The organism is Lysinibacillus telephonicus (genome assembly GCF_039654155.1).
In the GTDB taxonomy this organism is placed as follows: Bacteria; Bacillota; Bacilli; order Bacillales_A; family Planococcaceae; genus Ureibacillus; species Ureibacillus telephonicus.
The window spans coordinates 3680884-3700588 of record NZ_CP155468.1; the positions used below are offsets into that span (position 1 = coordinate 3680884).

Annotated in this window: 19 protein-coding genes and 1 riboswitch; of the genes, 5 read left to right on the forward strand and 14 right to left on the reverse strand. The window is 35.4% G+C overall.

What is annotated here, in order from left to right; translation table 11 throughout:
- Nucleotides 1-93: 93 nt before the first annotated feature.
- Together trmL and queG are read right to left on the reverse strand one after the other, a co-directional pair.
- The gene (trmL, locus tag MKY04_RS17875; RefSeq protein WP_126293502.1) at nt 94-567 is read right to left on the reverse strand and encodes a tRNA (uridine(34)/cytosine(34)/5-carboxymethylaminomethyluridine(34)-2'-O)-methyltransferase TrmL; all 474 of its coding nucleotides are present in this window, start codon (nt 565-567) and stop codon (nt 94-96) included.
- Nucleotides 568-793: 226 nt separating this feature from the next.
- The gene (queG, locus tag MKY04_RS17880; RefSeq protein WP_126293471.1) at nt 794-1933 is read right to left on the reverse strand and encodes a tRNA epoxyqueuosine(34) reductase QueG; all 1140 of its coding nucleotides are present in this window, start codon (nt 1931-1933) and stop codon (nt 794-796) included.
- Between the two features lie 84 nt (nt 1934-2017).
- Between queG and MKY04_RS17885 the strand changes: the two genes are divergently transcribed.
- Nucleotides 2018-2707, forward strand: a complete 690-nt coding sequence (locus tag MKY04_RS17885; RefSeq protein WP_126293472.1) for a B3/B4 domain-containing protein — start codon at nt 2018-2020, stop codon at nt 2705-2707.
- A gap of 13 nt (nt 2708-2720) precedes the next feature.
- The gene (locus MKY04_RS17890; protein ID WP_126293473.1) at nt 2721-3233 is read left to right on the forward strand and encodes a hypothetical protein; all 513 of its coding nucleotides are present in this window, start codon (nt 2721-2723) and stop codon (nt 3231-3233) included.
- A 220-nt stretch (nt 3234-3453) separates the two neighbouring features.
- On the opposite strand, the gene MKY04_RS17895 is transcribed toward MKY04_RS17890, so the two are convergent.
- Entirely contained in the window at nt 3454-4368 is a 915-nt protein-coding gene (locus MKY04_RS17895; RefSeq protein ID WP_126293474.1) for a S66 peptidase family protein, read from the reverse strand.
- 262 nt (nt 4369-4630) lie between these two features.
- On the opposite strand from MKY04_RS17895, the gene MKY04_RS17900 reads away from it, so the two are divergent.
- A complete protein-coding gene (locus MKY04_RS17900) occupies nt 4631-5509 on the forward strand; it encodes a DMT family transporter (protein ID WP_126293475.1) in 879 nt (292 codons plus the stop codon).
- Nucleotides 5510-5580: 71 nt separating this feature from the next.
- Here the strand turns inward: MKY04_RS17900 and MKY04_RS17905 are convergent, their stop codons facing one another.
- Complete coding sequence (locus MKY04_RS17905) at nt 5581-6984, reverse strand: DUF5667 domain-containing protein (RefSeq protein WP_346234867.1); 1404 nt, start codon at nt 6982-6984, stop codon at nt 5581-5583.
- A gap of 78 nt (nt 6985-7062) precedes the next feature.
- A riboswitch (cyclic di-GMP riboswitch) is annotated at nt 7063-7147 on the reverse strand.
- Nucleotides 7148-7484: 337 nt separating this feature from the next.
- Between MKY04_RS17905 and MKY04_RS17910 the strand changes: the two genes are divergently transcribed.
- On the forward strand, nt 7485-8114 hold the full coding sequence (locus MKY04_RS17910) for a metalloregulator ArsR/SmtB family transcription factor (RefSeq protein WP_346234868.1): 630 nt from the start codon (nt 7485-7487) through the stop codon (nt 8112-8114).
- Between the two features lie 150 nt (nt 8115-8264).
- Here the strand turns inward: MKY04_RS17910 and MKY04_RS17915 are convergent, their stop codons facing one another.
- Nucleotides 8265-8981 (reverse strand): LuxR C-terminal-related transcriptional regulator, encoded by a 717-nt coding sequence (locus MKY04_RS17915; RefSeq protein ID WP_346234869.1) that lies wholly within the window; start codon nt 8979-8981, stop codon nt 8265-8267.
- Between the two features lie 157 nt (nt 8982-9138).
- On the opposite strand from MKY04_RS17915, the gene MKY04_RS17920 reads away from it, so the two are divergent.
- Entirely contained in the window at nt 9139-10260 is a 1122-nt protein-coding gene (locus MKY04_RS17920; protein WP_346234870.1) for a class II histone deacetylase, read from the forward strand.
- A 149-nt stretch (nt 10261-10409) separates the two neighbouring features.
- Here the strand turns inward: MKY04_RS17920 and MKY04_RS17925 are convergent, their stop codons facing one another.
- The 9 genes from MKY04_RS17925 to MKY04_RS17965 all read right to left on the reverse strand — a co-directional run bounded on the left by MKY04_RS17925 (nt 10410) and on the right by MKY04_RS17965 (nt 19696).
- Nucleotides 10410-11006: a nitroreductase gene (locus MKY04_RS17925; protein WP_346234871.1), complete on the reverse strand. Its 597-nt coding sequence runs from the start codon at nt 11004-11006 to the stop codon at nt 10410-10412.
- 91 nt (nt 11007-11097) lie between these two features.
- On the reverse strand, nt 11098-12084 hold the full coding sequence (locus MKY04_RS17930) for an NAD(P)/FAD-dependent oxidoreductase (RefSeq protein WP_346234872.1): 987 nt from the start codon (nt 12082-12084) through the stop codon (nt 11098-11100).
- A gap of 348 nt (nt 12085-12432) precedes the next feature.
- Complete coding sequence (locus tag MKY04_RS17935; RefSeq protein WP_346234873.1) at nt 12433-13224, reverse strand: ATP-binding cassette domain-containing protein; 792 nt, start codon at nt 13222-13224, stop codon at nt 12433-12435.
- Nucleotides 13221-14186 carry an ABC transporter ATP-binding protein gene (locus MKY04_RS17940; protein WP_346234874.1) on the reverse strand — a complete coding sequence of 322 codons (966 nt, stop codon included), beginning with the start codon at nt 14184-14186 and terminating at the stop codon, nt 13221-13223. The genes MKY04_RS17935 and MKY04_RS17940 overlap by 4 nt, the downstream gene beginning before the upstream one ends.
- A 13-nt stretch (nt 14187-14199) precedes the next feature.
- Entirely contained in the window at nt 14200-15063 is an 864-nt protein-coding gene (locus MKY04_RS17945) for an ABC transporter permease (RefSeq protein WP_346234875.1), read from the reverse strand.
- Nucleotides 15064-15073: 10 nt separating this feature from the next.
- A complete protein-coding gene (locus MKY04_RS17950) occupies nt 15074-16078 on the reverse strand; it encodes an ABC transporter permease (protein WP_126293484.1) in 1005 nt (334 codons plus the stop codon).
- A 19-nt stretch (nt 16079-16097) separates the two neighbouring features.
- On the reverse strand, nt 16098-17708 hold the full coding sequence (locus tag MKY04_RS17955; RefSeq protein ID WP_346234876.1) for an ABC transporter substrate-binding protein: 1611 nt from the start codon (nt 17706-17708) through the stop codon (nt 16098-16100).
- On the reverse strand, nt 17709-18392 hold the full coding sequence (locus MKY04_RS17960; protein ID WP_185807653.1) for a M15 family metallopeptidase: 684 nt from the start codon (nt 18390-18392) through the stop codon (nt 17709-17711).
- Between the two features lie 395 nt (nt 18393-18787).
- On the reverse strand, nt 18788-19696 hold the full coding sequence (locus MKY04_RS17965) for a 3-hydroxyacyl-CoA dehydrogenase (RefSeq protein ID WP_126293486.1): 909 nt from the start codon (nt 19694-19696) through the stop codon (nt 18788-18790).
- Nucleotides 19697-19705 lie beyond the last annotated feature (9 nt).

A 19705-nucleotide genomic window follows, 5' to 3' on the forward strand; every position in this document is an offset into this window, starting at 1 on the left:
TGAGTTTATTACACTAGCTCAATGGCTAAAATGTTGAGATGAAGCAAATAAAAAAGCATTTTACCCCTACATTTGTAGAAGTAAAATGCTTTTTTATTTCAAGCCTGGATAATTTTGCTGCCTTAAAGCTTCATAAATGACAATGGCTGCAGTATTCGATAAATTTAGCGAACGAACATGATTACTTTGTGGAATACGCAAGCACATATCCCGGCGTTCATATGCGAAATCCTTTGGTAAACCTGTTGTTTCCTTCCCAAACATAAAATAAATATCTCGCTCACGATTACTAAAATCATGAGTCGTAAATGGCTCATCACTATATGTTTCGATTAAATACACATCGCCATCCTTTGAATACTCCAAAAAGTCTTCTAGCGAATCATGATATACGACATTAACATGCTCCCAATAATCAAGACCCGCGCGCTTTAGCATTTTATCATCAGTTGAAAATCCTAAAGGACGGATTAAATGCAATGATGTATTTGTTCCTGCACAGGTCCTCGCAATATTTCCTGTATTTGCAGGTATTTCAGGTTGATATAACACAATATGCAATGGCAAACTAGACACTTCCCTCTTAGAAAAGCGTAAGCACTCCGCTTAGCCCCGTGTCGATAAAACGTCACATCGTATGGCATTGTCGGCACTTGCACATCCATGTGTTGCGGGGCCTGAATCCGTGAAGCTTTTTTAGCTTTCGAGCGAGAGCAGACCGCGATGTCGAGGGGCCGGGTGCTGGAGTTAGACACTCTTCAAAAAATTTTATACTTCTTCTAAACAATTTCTATTATAATGAAACATTTAATAGTTTAATTCCTTTTTCTATTTCACGAAGCACGTCCTCATCACTCTCTTGTTCATAAGCTTTTGATAAGGCTTCTTCTGCTAACGGACCCCCAATTTTGCCGATTGCCCAAGCAGCAGTACCGCGCATTACTGGTCGTTCATCTTTTTTCATCACATCAATTAAATCTGGTACTGCAGACTGTTCTCTAAAATGTGCTAATGCAATAATTGCATTTCGCTGAATTGGCTTTTTCCCACGCCATGAGCCAGACATTGAACCAAACTTTGCTTTAAATTCTTTATTTGAAATTTTTAATAATGGCTGTAACAATGGTTTTGCCAGCTCGGGATCAGGCTTAAATTCCTCATGTATCCAATTCGTTTTCCCTTTATTTTTTGGACATACAGTTTGGCAAGTATCACAGCCATAAATCCGATTTCCAATTTCTGTACGGAATTCATCTGGCAGAAAGTCTTTTGTTTGCGTTAAAAATGCGACACACCTTTGAGCATTCAATTGACCTGCTTCTACTAGAGCACCTGTTGGGCAAACGTCTAAGCAAAGTGTACAGTCGCCACACTCATTTTCAATAGGGTCATCTGGTGCAAACGGAATATTTGTAATCATTTCACCTAGGTAAACGTATGAACCAAACTCAGGTGTGATGATGGAGCAATTTTTCCCACTCCAACCAATGCCCGCACGTTCAGCTACTGCACGATCAACAAGTTCTCCCGTATCCACCATTGACTTAACTTGGACAGTTGGCACTCGTTCTTTTAGCCATTCTTCGATTAATTTGAGGCGTTCTCTAACTGCCACGTGATAATCAATTCCCCACGATGCGCGGGCAAAAATCCCTCGGCGCGACCCTTTTTTTCCAACTGGAGCATCCTTCATTTTCGAAGGGTAGGCTAAGGCTATGGCAATAATACTTTCCGCACTATTTAAAAGTCTTATTGGTTCGGTGCGCTTTTCGATATCGGATTCTTCAAAGCCTGATTGATAGCCTAATTCCTGTTGGCGTTTTAGTCGGTTTTTCAACTCATTAAATGGAGAAGCATGTGTAAAACCGATTTTATCGACGCCAATTGATTTTGCGTATTCAATTAACTCGGATTGCAAAGATTCGATTTTCATTTCCCATCCTTCTCCTTTTCTGTTAGTATTTATGGTAACATCGCAAAATTACGCGTAATTTAACTATAGTAGGTGATTTTAACAATGAACATTTCATTAAGCAATTCACTTCTAACTACCAATGACCAATTAAAAATCGGCATTATCCATTATACCAAAATTATTGTGTCAGAATCTCCTCAAATGATAAAAGGACGCACACAACTTTATCAAGAGAACCTATATTTAGAACTTCAAGAAAATCCTGTTACTGAGCGTCCTGGGATTGCAGAGTGGCGGAAAATTTGGAAGTCATTGGGCGCTGACCCAAACCGCTATCGCCATTCCGCTGAAAGTTTAATACGTCGTATTGCAAAACAAAACTATTTAACTCCATTTCATTCAGCAGTAGATTTAAATAATTTCTTTTCATTACAATATGAAATTCCAATAGGCATTTACGATATTGCAAAAATTCATGGAGATATTGAAATTGCTTTAGGCGATGAAGAAACAGGCTATGAAGGACTAAATGGCCGATTCAATTCGCTAAAAAACATTTTATTTAGTAAAGATGCAGAAGGGGCTTTCGGTAGTCCATTTGTTGATTCAATAAGAACTGCAGTAACTGAAGAAACTCATGATGCAATTCAAATCTTTTATTTGCGCCCATCACTGCAGGAAAACGAATGCAAGGAGCTGCTGGAATCTGCCGGTAAGATGTTTACACAAATTAATGGCGGCGACTATACAACGGAATTATTAACAAAAGATAATCCAGTATTAACAATTTAGAGGAGCTGATTGTGTGAAAAAGATACCTTTAGCAGAAGGGGTTAAATTAAAGAGCATTTTGACAAAAAAAATTCAAGAATTAATAAGTGAAATTCATTTAGTTTCTCATGCCGTTGTAGAAAAGGGGGAGAAACCAAATCCATCTGGAAGACCACTTAATGAAGTAGAGAAGGAACTTGCTCAAGTACGCAAAGACTCCCGGACACTTGATAAGCTTATTTACCGAGCAAATATCGACAATACTATATCTTTTAAAGGGGAAGAACTGCCGATAGTTGAAGCAATTGAATTAGCTTCCCAATTACGAGCTGAAGCCAGCCTTTATAAAGATCTCGGCAAAGAAGAAAGAGAACGACTATATAGTACTAGCGACAACATTATTTTCTATCAAGTTGCGATGTACGATCCTGCTGAGTATCGCAATCGTGCAAATGAATTAGAAAAAGATGCTCATAGATTATCAAACTTAATCAACGCAAAAAATTATCAAGTAGAAATTGAATTTGACGATTCAAATTACTTCTAGTAAACCTCGGGAAGGTGAGACTCCAACCCGAGGCATAACGATCTGTCCTTTGCCTGCCACGCAAACTTAATGTGAAACCGATTACCTTTAACCTGTTACTTTGTGACCTTTAACTAATAACCAACTATAGTAAAAGCCCACAAGACTTGATTAATAGTAATCTTAATTTTGACAGACGTTATGTTAGAAGCCGCCTCAAATTGAGACGGCTTCTTTTTAATTATTCAACCCCAGGTAATACCCTTAATATTTTTAAATCTGCATCTAAAATAGCATCTACCCCTAATGGCAATGCTATGTTTGGTTCACAATGTCCTATCATAAATCCTGTAACAACGGGTTTTTTAAGCGGTTTTAAATATTCTTCAAAAATGTTCCACACATCTTCTATTTGTGCTCCATCCTCAAGCTCTGAAAAATTGCCTATTACAAAACCAGCCGCCTCATCCAGCTTCCGTGCAAGGCGGAGCTGATTAAGCATGCCGTCTATTTTTTGCAGAGGCTCCCCAATATCTTCAAATAACAGAATCTTGCCTTTTGCATCAAATTCAAATTTTGTCCCTAATGTACTTACTAGCCGATGCAAGTTTCCACCTGTTAATTCCCCACGGGCAGACCCTGGCACAATTGTTTGAAGAGGGGAAATATTTGCATCGTATTGAATTTCAAATGGTATGAAAAGCTGTTGGAACATTTTTTTCGATAGCTCTGAAAAATGATTTGATCCAACTGATGACAGCATTGGTCCATGGAACGTTACGATATTTGAATATTCCTGAAAAGCGTTGTGGAAATATGTTATATCTGAAAATCCCCAAAAGATTTTAGGGTTTTCGGTAAGCAGCTGGTAATCTATACGGTCTGCAATACGGGCAGCCCCGTAGCCGCCTCTTAAACAAAAAATCGCCTTTATTTCAGGATCTTGTATCATTTTATGTAAATCATTTAGCCGTTCCTCATCTGTTCCTGATAAATAGTTGCCTGTTAGTCCAACTGTTTCGCCTAATTTATAACGAAGTCCGAGTGATTCTAAAAACTCCAGCTTTTCTGGCAGCTTTTCCATCGCAAGCGGGCTACTTAACGCCACTACGCCTACTGTATCCCCAATATTTAATCGCTTTGGTCGAATTTTCATTTATACTTCCCCCTGACTTTGATAAAAAGATTGTACCATATCAATTACTTATCAGCGTAATTACTCAGCGTCCTAAGCTTCGGTACAAAATTTATTTGTACCTGTTTGGGCTTTGATACAGATTATTTGTATCTACAACCAACGTCTTCTATGGTGAGGTATAAAATAACTCTTTCTAAACTATTCCGAAATATGAAAATGGCGTTGAACAAGCAATTACTGTATCGCTATAATAAATATATTAAATTGAAGGAGTTTTTGTATGAAATTCCCACCATATATTTTACTAATATTAGCGACCATTCTTTGGGGAGGAAATTTTGTAATTGGGCGCGCGGTAACAGGTGAAATTCCTCCGTTTACCCTTGCCTTTTTAAGATGGTGTCTAGCATTTCTCGTATTCTTTCCTCTTGCTTTTAAGCATGCTAAACGAGATTGGCCAAAATTCAAAGGGCATTGGAAGATTGTTCTTGTCCTTGCATTAACAGGAGTGGCAGCTTTTAATACACTTGTTTATATTGGTGTTTATTCAACTACTTCCATAAATGCTTCCTTAATGAACTCAACAACACCTATCTTTATTTATATTCTTTCCTTTATTTTTTTAAAAGAACGTTTATCCAGAAATCAAATGATTGGAACTGCTATCTCACTTTTAGGAGTTACTTTTATTCTTTCAGGAGGTTCATTGGAAAGTCTACAGCAATTTACATTTAATAAAGGGGATTTAATTGTTATTGTAGCTGTTTTCTGTTGGAGTATTTATTCGTTATTAGTTAAACAATACGCTGATCGATTGCCAGGTTTTTCAACATTTTTAGTAAGTATTGCAATCGGTGCACTAATGCTATTGCCATTCGCAATTTATGAGCATATTACATTAGATAGTCCAATCATTTGGTCTGTTAAAACAATAGGGGCAGTCTTTTATGTAGGCATTTTAGCATCCATCGTTGCTTTTTTAAGTTGGAACTACGGCGTTATTCAAATTGGTGCAAATCGTGCAAGCATTTATTTAAATTTCATCCCATTTTTTTCAGCGATATTTGCCACTGTTTTCATAGGAGAACAACTTAAGCTTGCCCAAGTAATAGGGGGACTGGCTGTAATTGGCGGGGTTATATTAACGAATCGAAACTAAAAAATGTCCCAAAAGTATAGATTTGAATACTTTCGGGACATTTTTTGATGGAGAATAAAAACTTCTACTTTTTATTCTCCTTTTTCTTTTCCATTGCCTTTACTTTCCTTTTCTGCTTTTTTCTCCGATTCTTTATTTTGCTGTTCTTGTTGTTTTACAGCTTTTTCACTTTCCTTTTCTGCTTGTTTTGCTGCAGCTTCAGCTTGTTTTTCTTGTGCTTTATTAATTTTCTCTTGTTGCTTTGCTTCTTGTTCTGCTTGTTTTTCTTGTGCTTTTTTTGCAGCTTCAAGCTGTTTTTCTTCCGCTTTTTTTGCGGCTTCAAGTTGTTTTTCTTCCGCTTTTTTTACAGCTTCTGCTTGCTTCCTTGCAGCCTCTAGTTGGTTTTCCTCAGCCTTTTTCACAGCTTCAGCTTGTTTTTCTGCTGCTTTCTTCTGAGCCTCTACAGCTTTTTGTTGTTTCTCGGTATTAACAGTTGATTCATTCGTTGTTTCTTGATTTGAAGTTGCAGCTTCAGCATCATTATCAATTTCATTTTCTTCTACAATTACTTCTTTATTTTCAACGTCCACATTTTCTTCTAAGCTTTTTTCATCAGTAGTAGCTTCAAGCTCTTCACTTTTCTTTTCAGCTTTTTTTGCTTGCTTAGTTAATTCTTTATTTATTTTCTTTTCAAGCTTTTCTTGTGCTTTTTCGATATTTTTTGCAATTGCTTCTTTCGCTTTAGGGTTTTCTATTTTTTCTAAAACGGCTTGTAAAGCAATGATATTTGCAGCGAATTTAGTTTCTAGCTCAGAACCTTCTGAATCAGCGTCTTCTTCTGCAGCTGTCTCTTCAGTATTTTCAGTTCCTTCTTCCTCAACTTCTTGTTCTGCTTCTTTTTCTTCTTCATATTTTTCTAAAGCTAGTTCTTGCTGTTCTAATGCTTTTTCTAGCAATTCACTAGCTAACTCTTCCTCACCGTCTGCAAGTAATGCCTCTGCTTCTGCAATACGTTCTTCTGCAAAAGATGCTAGTAGCTCTGATTCCTTTACATCATCAAATGTAAGTGCCAATTGGACATTTTCCTTTAATTTTTTCATAAAATAAAAAAAGTCGCCTGGTATTAAAGAAGGTTCTTCTTCAATTTTTTCAGTATCTTCGCTTTCCTCTACTACTGGTTCACCATCTGTTTCTTCGTTAGTTCCTTCTTCAGTCTCGTTTGTAACTTTTGGTTCAGATTCAACTTTACTTAATGAATCTTCGTTTACACCTTCAACAGTTTTAGAATCATCGATAGTATTTTCTGTTGTTTGTTGTTCCTCGGAAGGTGCAACTTCCTTAACTTCTTTTTCTTCTACAACTTGCTCTTCAACTTGTTGAGTAACTGGCTGCTCTTCATTTGCCAATGCCTGTCCACTTCCAAAAGCAAACGCCGTTGCCATTACACTTGTAGCCAACACATTTCTGACATTACTAATAAAATACTTTTTTGACATAAAAAAATCCCTCCAAAATTTATTAGGGAAGAATTTTGATAGACTCAGGTATTATCTGAGTAGCTTCTCCATTCTTCATTTGGCAGCCCAGCCATCTTTGTATAATTACGGAAGATCTGTGACTTTGCGTCTCTACCTTTCGATAGATTTGCCTTTTTCAAATGAGGAACAATATTCCGTTCTCATTATCTAATTAAAATATACTTTATAGTTAAAAGGATGACTATAAATATTTTTTACTATATCTTTCACATCCTTTTCCTATATTCTTTAAAAAGCTAAAACCTTTTTTAACTGGATAGTGTGTTTGCAAAATTTATGTATTTCTATTAACTTTCTATTTTTTTAAACTAGCTTTTAAATTTGTGACAATGGTTCCTATTTTACATTTTATACTTTATAGTATAATAAATAAGTAGTGTGGTAGTTCCCAACCCATTTTATAGTTTAATCAGGTTTAAATCATCGTATGGATTTACTTAAGAATTGAGGTGAATTGTATGATTAAAGCTAAAATCAATACTAAAGATCGTATTTTAGAGCTGCTGAAAAAAGAAGTTTCATTGTCAGTTAATGAACTAACAGAGCTATTAAATATTACTCATATGGCTGTTAGAAAGCATCTAATTGTTTTAGAAAATGAAGGACTTGTTAAATCTACTGAAACTAAACAATCAATGGGTCGACCACTTCAAGTTTACTCATTGACAGATAAAGGGGATCAAATTTTCCCTAAAAACTACGAGGGAATAACACTTGAGTTTCTTAGGGATATAGAAGAACTTCATGGTGAGAAATCCATCCAGCTTTTGTTCGAGAGAAGAGAAAATCGACTTACTCAAGAATACAAAAATCGAATGAACAATAAATCAATAACTGAAAAAATTGATGAACTTGTTAACATACAAAATGAAAAAGGTTATATGGCAAATGTTACCCAATTAGATAACCAAACCTTTGAGTTGATTGAATATAACTGCCCTATCTATTCTGTTGCACAGGAGTTTAAAATGGCTTGCCGTTGTGAGACAGAAATGTTTAAAAATGTACTGGACACGGATCAAGTTCGCCGAGTTTGTTGTAAAACAGACGGAGATGATCATTGTAAATTCAAACTGAAATTTAATTAAATATAATACCTAATTAAATTTAGTGATCCTTAATCCACCTATAATTCCCAATTAAGAGAAGTGAGTATGTCATTTAAATACTCACTTCTCTTACATTTTGCAGCCATAAAATGATTTCTTTTTCTTTTTTAGGAGCAGGGAAAACAAATACTATAGTTTTTGTACCAGCTGAGTTCGATTACTTACATCGTATTTTTCATAAATATTTTGCAAATGTTTCTTTACTGTATTAATAGAGATATGCAATTCTTTAGCTATTGCTGAATTAGTCCACCCTTTTTTAACTAAAATCGCAACATCTTGTTCTCTTTCGGAAAGAAGACCGATACCATTTTTATTATTAAATTGGTGTTGAAGTACAGATGCTATAACATCTGATACTAAGCGTAATGTTATGCAATCATTTGCTGTAAATTTATAAGAATCTTTTTTTTGAGCCATTCCTATAACTCCAACAAAAACTCCTTGATGAAGTAATGCTACTACTAGTTCATCATGATATCCATATTCCTTCATAAACTCACTGTAAAAAGGAGATTTCTCATACTGTTTAGGTGCCATAAGATCAACTAATCGAATAGCTCTTTTTTCACGAAACAAATTAACATTTTTATTCGGATGTAATAAGTCATAATGATGATATTCAACAAGATAGTCTATTAATGCTCTATCACTAAGCTTGTAATTAATAGGATCCCTTAAATTCCCATTATCGTCTGCATACCAAAAAATAGTTTGATCATACACAAAAATGTCAGCTAGTTTATGTTGAATGTGTAAGCGTATATTTTCCACTGGATAAGCAATTTCGGACGAAAAATGGATAATTCTTTCGTATTCCTTAGCTGTCAAACTATGACTAGTCATAATTTCCCTCCTTATTAATCTCCTAATTATATATATTTCTGTAGTTTAAATGTTATGAATATTCTATAAAATCACCCACTTGGGTAATAGTAAGTTTCTAATAAAAATATTTTAATGGAAATAGCAATAATAAAAATTAAAGGTGGAGGGATTATATTTGAAGAAGACGGCATTTATTTATGATGAAAAGTATTTCTGGCATGATACTGGGAATGGTGCTTTATTTATGCCCCCTGGTGGTTATATCGAAACTGATGTTCATTCGGAAAATCCCGCAACAAAACGACGCTTTAAAAATCTACTTGAAGTAAGCGGATTAATGGATAAATTAATCCAAATTAAACCTCGACAAGCTGCTGTTGAGGAAATTAAATTTTATCATCCTGAATCGTATATAAATAAGGTAAAGGAACTAAGCGAAGCTGGTTTTGGAGATGCAGGTGCACTAGCACTGGTAGGTAAAGGCTCTTATGAAATCGCTTTATTATCAGCTGGTGGAGCAATTACAGCAGTTGAATCTGTAGTAAAAGGCGAAGTAGATAACGCTTATGCTTTGACGCGTCCCCCAGGTCATCACGCTGAGGCAGAGCTAGGAATGGGATTCTGTTTATTCAATAATGTTGCAATTGCTGCTAAATACGCCCGTAAGGTACTCGGTCTAGAAAGAATAATGATTCTTGACTGGGATGTGCATCATGGAAATGGAACAGAATCAGCTTTCTATGACGATCCAAACGTTTTATTTATTTCTCTGCATCAAGAACGCCTATATCCACCTGGCCGTGGAAATCGAGAAGATACTGGTAATGGAAATGGTATTGGTCGCAATGTAAACATTCCTCTTCCTGCAGGGACGGGAAATGCAGGATACATGCACGCATTAAATGAAATTGTAAAACCAATTGCCGACCAATTTAAACCAGATTTAATCATCATATCAGCCGGACAAGATGCCAGTGTGTTTGATCCGCTTGCTCGAATGATGGTAAATGCAGAAGGATACAGACAAATGACGCGATTTATGCTTGATTTAGCTGAAAAACATTGTAATGGAAAGCTTGTAGCTTGTCACGAAGGTGGATATAGCGCTGCATATGTGCCGTTCTGTTCACTCGCTATTGTAGAAGAACTAAGTGGATATCGAACAGATGTTGAAGATCCGTTTATAGAAGGGTTTAAAGATCTTCCAATTGAAGAGTTATTTGATATTCAAAAGGAGTACATTGCTAAAGTTAAAGAAGTTCAATCTGCTTATTGGAATTTAACTGTAGAAGCCTAAAAATTGGAGGAGAAACTCTTATGTTGAGAGTTTCTTCTTTTTATTTTTTATCAATTAGACTACTGAAAACAATTTCATAAACAAAAAGGCTTACTTCTAAGTAAATTACCCTTTAGAAGTAAGCCTTAATTTTTTTACAGAACTGACTATTAAACTAGCTTATCAAAATCATTTTCGCTTGATAGCCATGTCGTCACTTCATTTAAATCTCTTCTTTTTCCTTCTGGAACTGCTCTTTTAGGATGACCAAAATAAAGAAAGCCTAATATTTCACCATCTTCAGATATCTTAAAAAGCTCTTTCATTAATGGATCATAAGTAGGTTTCCCAGTTCTCCAATAGCCTCCAAGCCCAAGCCCATGGGCAGCTAACAGCATGTTTTGAATTGCTGCATAAACAGCCCCATATTCTTCCTGGATAATTGCTTTTGGATTATCACTAGGTTCAACTGCTACAGCTATGATAAGGGGAGCACGAAAAGGCTTTTCAATAATTTTGGTAAGTTTTTTCTGGTTTGATTCACTTAAAGGATCATCCATATTCTTTTCTTCAATTTTAGCAAGTGTTTTCCCTAATCGTAGTCGGCTATCTCCTATTAATACGAAAAACTTCCACGGTTCTGTTCTGTAATGACTTGGTGCCCATGTTCCCGCTTCTAAAATCTTATCAATTAATTCTTTTGAGACAGGTTCATCTGATACCAACCCAATACTTCTTCTTGTTTTTATAGCTTCTAAAATATCCACGCCATACACCCCCATTAAATGAGTTGCTCCTCTTTTAATATTCTAGAATACAGTAAGAGTAAAAATGCATCCTTTCAGAAAAAAACGACTTTTATTTAAAAATGCTTGTACTGTGCAAAGGTTGAACTCTGGATGTTGGATCTGTATAATTTTTAGCATAATTCACAGCAATAGGTGCTTCACCTAATCCTACCGCAATTAACTTTACCTTTCCTTCATAAGTAGCAATATCACCTGCAGCATAGACACCTTCAATATTTGTTTCCATTTTTGAATTCACAATAATTGAATTTTTCTCCATTTCAAGACCCCAATTTTTAATAGGTCCAAGTGAAGTGATGTTTCCGTAGTTTACAATTACATGATCTACTTCCACGGTTTCTTCAGTTCCGTCTTTAGAGACGATCGCAACTTTTTCAATTCGCTCTTCATTGCCGATAAGCTCTTTTACAACGTAAGGAATTTTTACTTGTACCTTTGAATTGTATAATTTATCTACACTGCTTTCATGTGCTTTAAATTCTGCTCTTCTATGACATAATGTTACTTCCTCTGCGATATCATTTAACATTAATGTCCAATCCAAAGCAGAATCTCCACCACCACAAACTAATACTTTTGAACCTTTAAAATCGTTAATATTTTTAACAGAATAATGCAGGTTTTTATTCTCGTAGTACTGTGCATTTTCAAGCGATAATTTTCTAGGCTGAAATGCCCCAATACCGCTTGTTATTAAAACTGTTTTTGTATAATGTGAACCCTTATTTGTCGTTAATTTAAAAACATCGTTCGTTTTCTCAAGCTCTAAAACTGTTTCATTTAAACATATTTCCGGCTTTGCATACATTGCTTGATCCACGAGATTAGTGATTAGATCCTTACCTAATATCTTTGGAAAACCTCCAATATCGTATATATATTTATCCGGATAAAGCTCAGCAACCTGCCCTCCTAATTGACCTAGGCTGTCAATAATTTTCACACTCATATTACGCATACCAGCATAAAATGTAGAAAACAAACCTGTTGGTCCGCCACCGATAATTGTTATATCAATTACTTTTTGAGTATCCATAAGCAGCTCCTTAATTTGGAAATTTTATTTAAACCACGTTGAACTGAAAGATTTCTCATTACTTAAAAACAATTAGGACTGAACTTTTTGTTCAAGAAATAGCTAAAAGATTAGAAAACTATTTATTTCACATTTTTATACTAAATGATATAAAAACTAATTGTATTTAAATTACATCATAATTAATATACAAAATCAATTTTTTTGTTTTGTACTCATTGTAAAGTGATCTAAGCTAAATAAAACTTAGAAATAGTAAAGTCATTAAAAAAGTATGCTCAAAAAATTGTCATTTTATTTCTTTCAAAATTAAAACCGTTTCCACTATATAAGAAACGGTTTGTTTATCTATAAAACGATTGATTGCTTGTCTTCATCTTTTTGGATAGTTAACACTGATGATAATAGCTTTTGTGTATATGGATGTTGTGGATTTTCAAATAGTTCCTTAGTATCTCCAATTTCCACCATCTCCCCTTTAAACATTACAGCCACTCTTTCACACATATAACGAATTACCGACATGTTGTGGGAAATAAATAAATAGGTTAAATTTCTTTCTTTTTGCAACTCCTTCAGTAAATTTAACACTTGTGCCTGTACGGATACGTCCAAGGCAGAGGTAGGCTCATCCAGTACAATAAATGAGGGATCTGTAATCAATGCCCGCGCAATAGCAATTCTTTGTCTTTGTCCACCACTAAATTCATGTGGATAGCGATCCAGATGCTCTTCCTTTAAACCTACTCGCTTTATCAGTTGTAGTAACCGTTCCTTATTTCCTTTAGTTTTTCTTTCTAATTTAGGAAGGGCTAATAACGGCTCTAAAATAATATCTTTTACAGTCATTCTTGGATCAAGTGAGCTTTGCGGATCTTGAAAAACAGTTTGTATTTCTCCTGCTTGGACACGATTATATTTTTGCTTGTTCCAAAGTTGCTGTCCTTTATAAGTAATGCTCCCTTTAGAAGGTTCTTCCAAGCCAATAATCATTTTTCCCAGCGTACTTTTTCCCGAACCAGATTCTCCAACAATTCCCAATATTTCGCCTTCTTTAATAGTTAAATTCGTTGATTTTACAGCTATCATACTATCTTTTCCGGTACTATAAATTTTCTCAAGTTGTGAAATTTCAATCATACAATCACCTTTTCTAACCAACAGGATACTTGATGATTCGATTTACCATCTTTTAATTCGGGATGCTCCTCTTTGCAAATATCCATAACATAGTGACATCGCTCAGAAAAAGCACATCCTTTTGGTCGTTTAAGTAAATTTGGAGGTTCACCTTCTATCGCTTGCAATGGTTGATGTGGTTCAACTGAATCTGGTAAAGCAGCTAGGAGAGATTTTGTATATGGATGAATTGGATTATTTAATACTTGTTTCGTACTCCCACTTTCCACTACCTCACCTGCATACATTACGAGAATTCGATCACATACATTTGCTACAACTCCTAAATCATGCGTTATCAGTAAAACAGAGGTTCCTCTCTTGTCATTTAATTCTTTAATAAGATTAATAATTTCATATTGGATGGTTACATCCAAAGCTGTTGTCGGTTCATCAGCAATAAGTAAATTAGGTGGAGCCGCCATTGCAAGTGCAATTACAATCCTTTGCCTCATTCCACCGCTCAGCTCAAATGGATACTTCCTCGCGACAAGTTCTGGCTGATCAATATGAACTTCCCTTAAAGCATGGAGCACAGCTTCTTTTGTTTCCTTTGTTGATAAACGGCGATGCTGCTTAATTACATTAAAAAGCTGTTTTCCAATTTTCATCGTAGGCTGCAATGCGGTCATTGGTTCCTGAAAAACCATACCGATTTCTTTTCCTCTTAATGCTTGTATGTCCTTTTTGCTTAATTCAAGTAAATTTACGCCATTATAAATGATTTTTCCCTTTGAAATAATGGCATTTTCCTCTAAAAGCCCTAAAATCGATAAAGCGGTAATTGATTTACCTGAACCCGATTCACCAACAATCCCCAATATCTCACCGTTGTTAAGAGAGAGATTCATATTTTTCAAAGCCTCTGTTTTGCCACGCAATCCTTCAAAATCAACATGCAAATTTTTTATTTCTAGCAGCATCATTTTCTCCCCCTTAACGTGCTGATTTTGGATCTAAAACATCCCGAATTCCATCACCAATTAAATTAAGTGCACCTGAAGCTAAAAATAAAAATAATCCTGGAAACACAGGGTACCACCAATAGGTTAGAAGATATGTCCATCCAACACTAATCATTGCTCCCCACTCAGGGGTTGGAGGTTGAGCACCTAATCCTAAGAAGCCTAAAGTTGCAATTAATAGAATCGTATCCCCAACATCTAAAGTTGCCTGAATAATGACGGGGGAAATAGCATTAGGAATAATATGTTTAACAATGATGACCGCCTTGTTTAATCCAAATGACTCAGCTGATTTTACAAAAAGTTTTTCTTTCAATACCATTGCTTCACCACGAGCTAGTCGAATATAGACTGGAATTTTTACAATAGCTATCGCAATCATCGCATTTTGGAGATTCGGTCCTAAAACTGCTGCTAATGCCATTGCTAAAATCAAATTTGGGAACGCTAAAATCATATCGACAAATCGCATAATAACTGTATCTACAATTCCGCCAATATAACCTGAAATAGTTCCTATTACAATTCCGATTACTGCAGCGATTATAATGATTAATATCCCTACCCCAAGAGAAAGCCTAGCGCCAAATAAAATCCTCGTAAAAATATCTCTTCCTACTTCATCTGTACCGAACCAATGTTCAGATGAAGGAGGCTGAAATTTATTGACTAAATCAATTTTATTAGGATCAAAAGGGGAAATAAGAGGGGCTGCTAATGAAAGTAATACTATCAATCCAAGAATTACCAACCCTACCCAAGTCATTTTATTTTGTTTTAATTTATACCAGATAGGGTTATTTTTTAATGATTTTGAATGTAGATTAATTTGCATACCCTTCCCCCTATTGCTTCATTTGCGGATTTAATAATCCATAAATAATATCTACAATTAAATTAATCAATACATAGCCAATACTAATAATAATTGTAAAGCCCATCATCGCTGGGAAGTCTAAATAGGAAATTGAATCAACAACAAATTTCCCCATTCCAGGCCATCCGAAAATAGTCTCTGTTACTACTGCTCCACCAAGTAGGGAGCCAAATGCTACACCAATTACTGTTACAGTGGGAATTAAAGCATTTTTCAATGCATAAGAGATGATTAATAACCGCCCTTTTATACCATTGGCAACTGCTGTTCTAATATATTCCTGGCTCATCACTTCAAGCATACTTGCCCGGACCTGCCTTGTAATGACAGCCAACTGTGCATAGGATAATACTAAAGCAGGCAGGAAAATATGCTCTAAGCTGCTTTTTAAAGCAACCATATCTCCAGTGAAAATACTATCTAAAATATAAAAACCAGTAATGTGTGTTGGTGGATTAATATCAAGCGAAATTCTACCATTTGAAGGAAACCAACCTAAATTTCCGTAAAAAATGAGAATAACAATTAGACCGCTAAAAAAGACAGGAATAGATACACCACTAATAGAAAATACTCGGCTTAAATTGTCCCAAAAAGTATTTTTCTTTAATGCTGCAAGTACACCTAAAGGAATTCCCAATACGATGGCAATTGCAAATGCTGCAATAGCTAATTCAAGTGTTGCTGGAAAAAAGGTAATCAGTTCATCTAACACTGGACGTTGTGTACGAATGGAAGTACCTAAGTCTCCTGTTAATAAATCACCTATGTAGTGAAAGTATTGGATCCAGACTGGCTTGTCCAGACCCAATTGTTGACGAATTGATTGTAAAGTTTCTTCACTTGCCCTTTGTCCAGCTATCATACTTGCAGGGTCGCCGGGAATGACATGGGACATAAAGAATGTCACCAATGTCACCCCAAAAACGACGAATATTAGAAGGCCTAATCTCTTAACAATCATTTTTATCATGGTTCGTCACTCCAGTTGTTTATTTAGACATTTCATTTAAAAAATAGATGCCTTCCAACATCGGATTATATATAAAGCCTTTAACATCCTTGCTCATCGGTAAAATATAATCCTTTTGATATAAAAGAATATATGGCGCCTCTTCCATTACAATATCTTGAATTTGCTTGTAAATTTCTTGGCGTGCAGTTTGATCATTATTCGTAGCTGCTTCTTTTAACAATTGATCAACTTCGCTATTTGTATAAAATGCACGGTTTCCTGCTAATCCATGGTTCGCTGAATCGAACCAGTAATTCATGAAGGCGAAAGGATCACCAAAGTCTGGACTCCATACCCCTAATGCTAAATCAAATTCGCCCTTATCCATCATTTCACGGGAAGTAGCATATGCGACTTTATTTAAGTTTACTGTTACACCGATATCAGCTAAATTTGATTGAATAGCTAAGGCTTCTGTTTCCCACCATGTTTTATTATCAGAGTATAATAAATCAAGGGTTAAATTTTCAGCACCTGCTTCAGCTAATAATGCTTTTGCTTTTTCTACATCATAATTATATTGATGTACTGTTTCATCATGACCCCATATCCCATCAGGAATCGGCCCGCGCATTTGCGTAGCATAGCCCAGTTGAACTGCACTTACTAAACTCTCATAATCTATCGCATAATTTAATGCTTGGCGAATTCTTTCGTCCTGCAATGCTGGATTGCCTTTACTTGTATTAATATAAATGTAATCAACCAACAAGCTTGGTTCTTGAATCAACTCGACATTTTCCAGCCCTTTAATTGAATCAATTTGATCGACAGGAATACCTTCTGCAATATCGATTTCACCTTTTTCTAATTGCATGCGTTGTACCGAAGGATCTCCTACGATTCTAAATAATATTGATTGTAGAGTAGGTTTTACTTTTGCGTGTTCATTTACTTCTAGTTTTAATGAATCTCCTTTTTTCCACTCCGTTAACTTATATGGGCCGCTTCCCAATGTATTTTCTGCTAAATAAGCTTGTCCTAAATCTCCATTTACTTCGTGCTCCATTACTGTTGGACTTACAATATTTCCATAGTTTGCTGCTAAAGTAGATAGGAATGGAGGGAAGTTTTCTGACAGCACAAATGTAACCGTCATTGGATCGTCTACTCGAATTTCCGATACCATACTGTATACTCCTGCAGGTCCATTAGCAATTTTCAAAGTTCTATCGAAACTTGCTTTTACTGCTTGTGCATCAACAGGGGTACCATCAGAGAATACATGTCCTTCTTCTAAAAAGAATGTCCATGTTTTTCCGTCTTCGCTAACTTCCCATCTTTCCGCAACACCCGGTTTAATATTAGTTGTAGCACCATCATAGTCTACTAATCTTTCATAAGCGTTGTAGATAATTTTCCATGTAGTATTGTCCATTGTAATTGCCGGATCTAATGAAGTTACATCAGCCGGAATCGCTATAACTAATTGATCTGGATTTGAAGCTGTAGTTGTTTCCGTTTCGTTTGAAGTAGATTCACTTGGTGTTGATTCTGAGGAGACAGGAGCGTTTGCATTTTCTTTACATGCTGTAAGAAGTATTGCAGTAACAATAATCAGTAACACATAGCTAAACTTTTTTATCATTTAATTCTCTCCTTTAAAATTAAGTTCAATACCAAAATAGATAACCGTTCTACTCGTCCCTTCAGCCCAGCGAGCATTTCCGTAATCAAAATGCCACCATTCCTCAGGATTCGAACGAAACCCTACACTTTCCATTAAAGACCTTAGTAAACGGCGATTTTCACGTATTTGTAATTCTTCTTCCGTTAACTGTTCTTTTTCTTCAAAGTATAATGAGTGCGCTTTTTCAGTAAATTCATCAAAGCTTGTCCCCATATTTAACCATCCATTGCTAGTTCCAATCGTTAAATCCACTGCCCCACCGGTGTAGTGTGGAGGAGGTGTTAATGGATCTTTAGAAGGTGTCGCAACAAACTGAGACAAGTGCTGCAGGACTTCTGCCTCATTGTCAAACTGTGTTTCAAATTGTCTTTTAATCATTTCATACAAAGCAGTTTGTGTTTCAAATGAACGCCATCCGTCTAAAATAACTAGATAATGGTCTTCTGGAAGGTTATCAGCAACCAACAATAATTTGGAAACAACCCCCTCCCTTAAAAAACAATCATTTATTGATCCTGGAATTTGATGTTTAAAATAATAAGGAAAAACTTTAATTTTTTTAGTTGAAACAGTAGTAAGAGAAATTAAAGGTTCTTCATTTTCCGTCATTACACCACTTCCTTTTTGGCATTCGGAATCCAAACAAACACCCCCCATTGATAGAAAGCATAATTACATAAAAGGAGAAAATTCATATAGAATTTTCTAAATAAAAAAATTGATTCAGAAATATTATTTTAGCAATAATACATGAACATGAATCTTTTTTCTGAAAAATAAATTCCTATTGGTATAATATTCGGAATATTTAATATTTTAATTGATAGTAAATTGGAAAGCAATTGAAATTTTGTTTAATATTCTATTTAACTAGTTTCGAAAAATATTATACTGGGCAACCAGACCTATTAACGAATATATTTAAGCTGTCGATTTCTATACAAAAAGTAAAAATGGAGCCAACCGAAAAGTTATATCGGTTGGCTCCTTACGTTCCTGATTAATCATTAATTAAATATCATCTTTTGATTTGCCTATTACGGTTGTAAAAATTCTTTTTCATTATAAGCTGGATTTGGATATTTATAGAATCCTTCTCCTGATTGCATACCCATTTTTCCTTTATCTATATATTCACTTTTAACTAAGTTTGCAATATCTCTAAATTCATTTTGTTCTGGAGTAGGATGTTTATCCGCTTTCGTGCTTACGATGTTATAAACGGTTTGTAATCCTACAACATCAATAATACCAAATGGTCCCATTGGAGCACCTGTTGCAATCATCCATGTTTTATCGATTGTGTATGGATCAGCTACACCTGTTCCCCATAAATGTTGTGCCGCATCTAATAGTGGAACTAGTAAACTATTTAAAATATAACCCGGTTGTTCTTTTTTAATATGCAATGGTACCATGCCAATCGCAGATGCAAATTGTAATACTTGTTCTACCACTTCTTTATCTGTTCCTGGATGTTCCATTACTTCTCCCGTATTGTTCATCCAAATACGATTTGCAAAATGCAACGCTAAAAATTTCTCAGGGCGTCCTGTAAATTCAGCAAATTGACTTGGAAGCATTGTAGAAGAGTTTGTTGCGAAAATTGTATGTGCAGGTGCCACATTCCCTAGCTCTGTATAGAATTTTTCTTTAATCTCTTTTAGCTCAGGGATCGCCTCGATTACAAGATCTGCATTTACTGCTGATTCTTTTAAACTTGTAGAATACTGAATGCGAGATTGAGCTGATCTTGCAGCCTCTTGCTCTTCTTTAAAATAATCTACATATGTGTTTTCTAAATTAGCGATGCGTTCTTTTGCCTTTTCAATGGCTGCCTCATTAATATCATAAATCGTTACATTAAATCCTTTAAATGCTGTTTGAAATGCAATTTGACTTCCTAATACACCGCTGCCTGCTACTGTAATATTTTTAAAATCCATTATTATTCC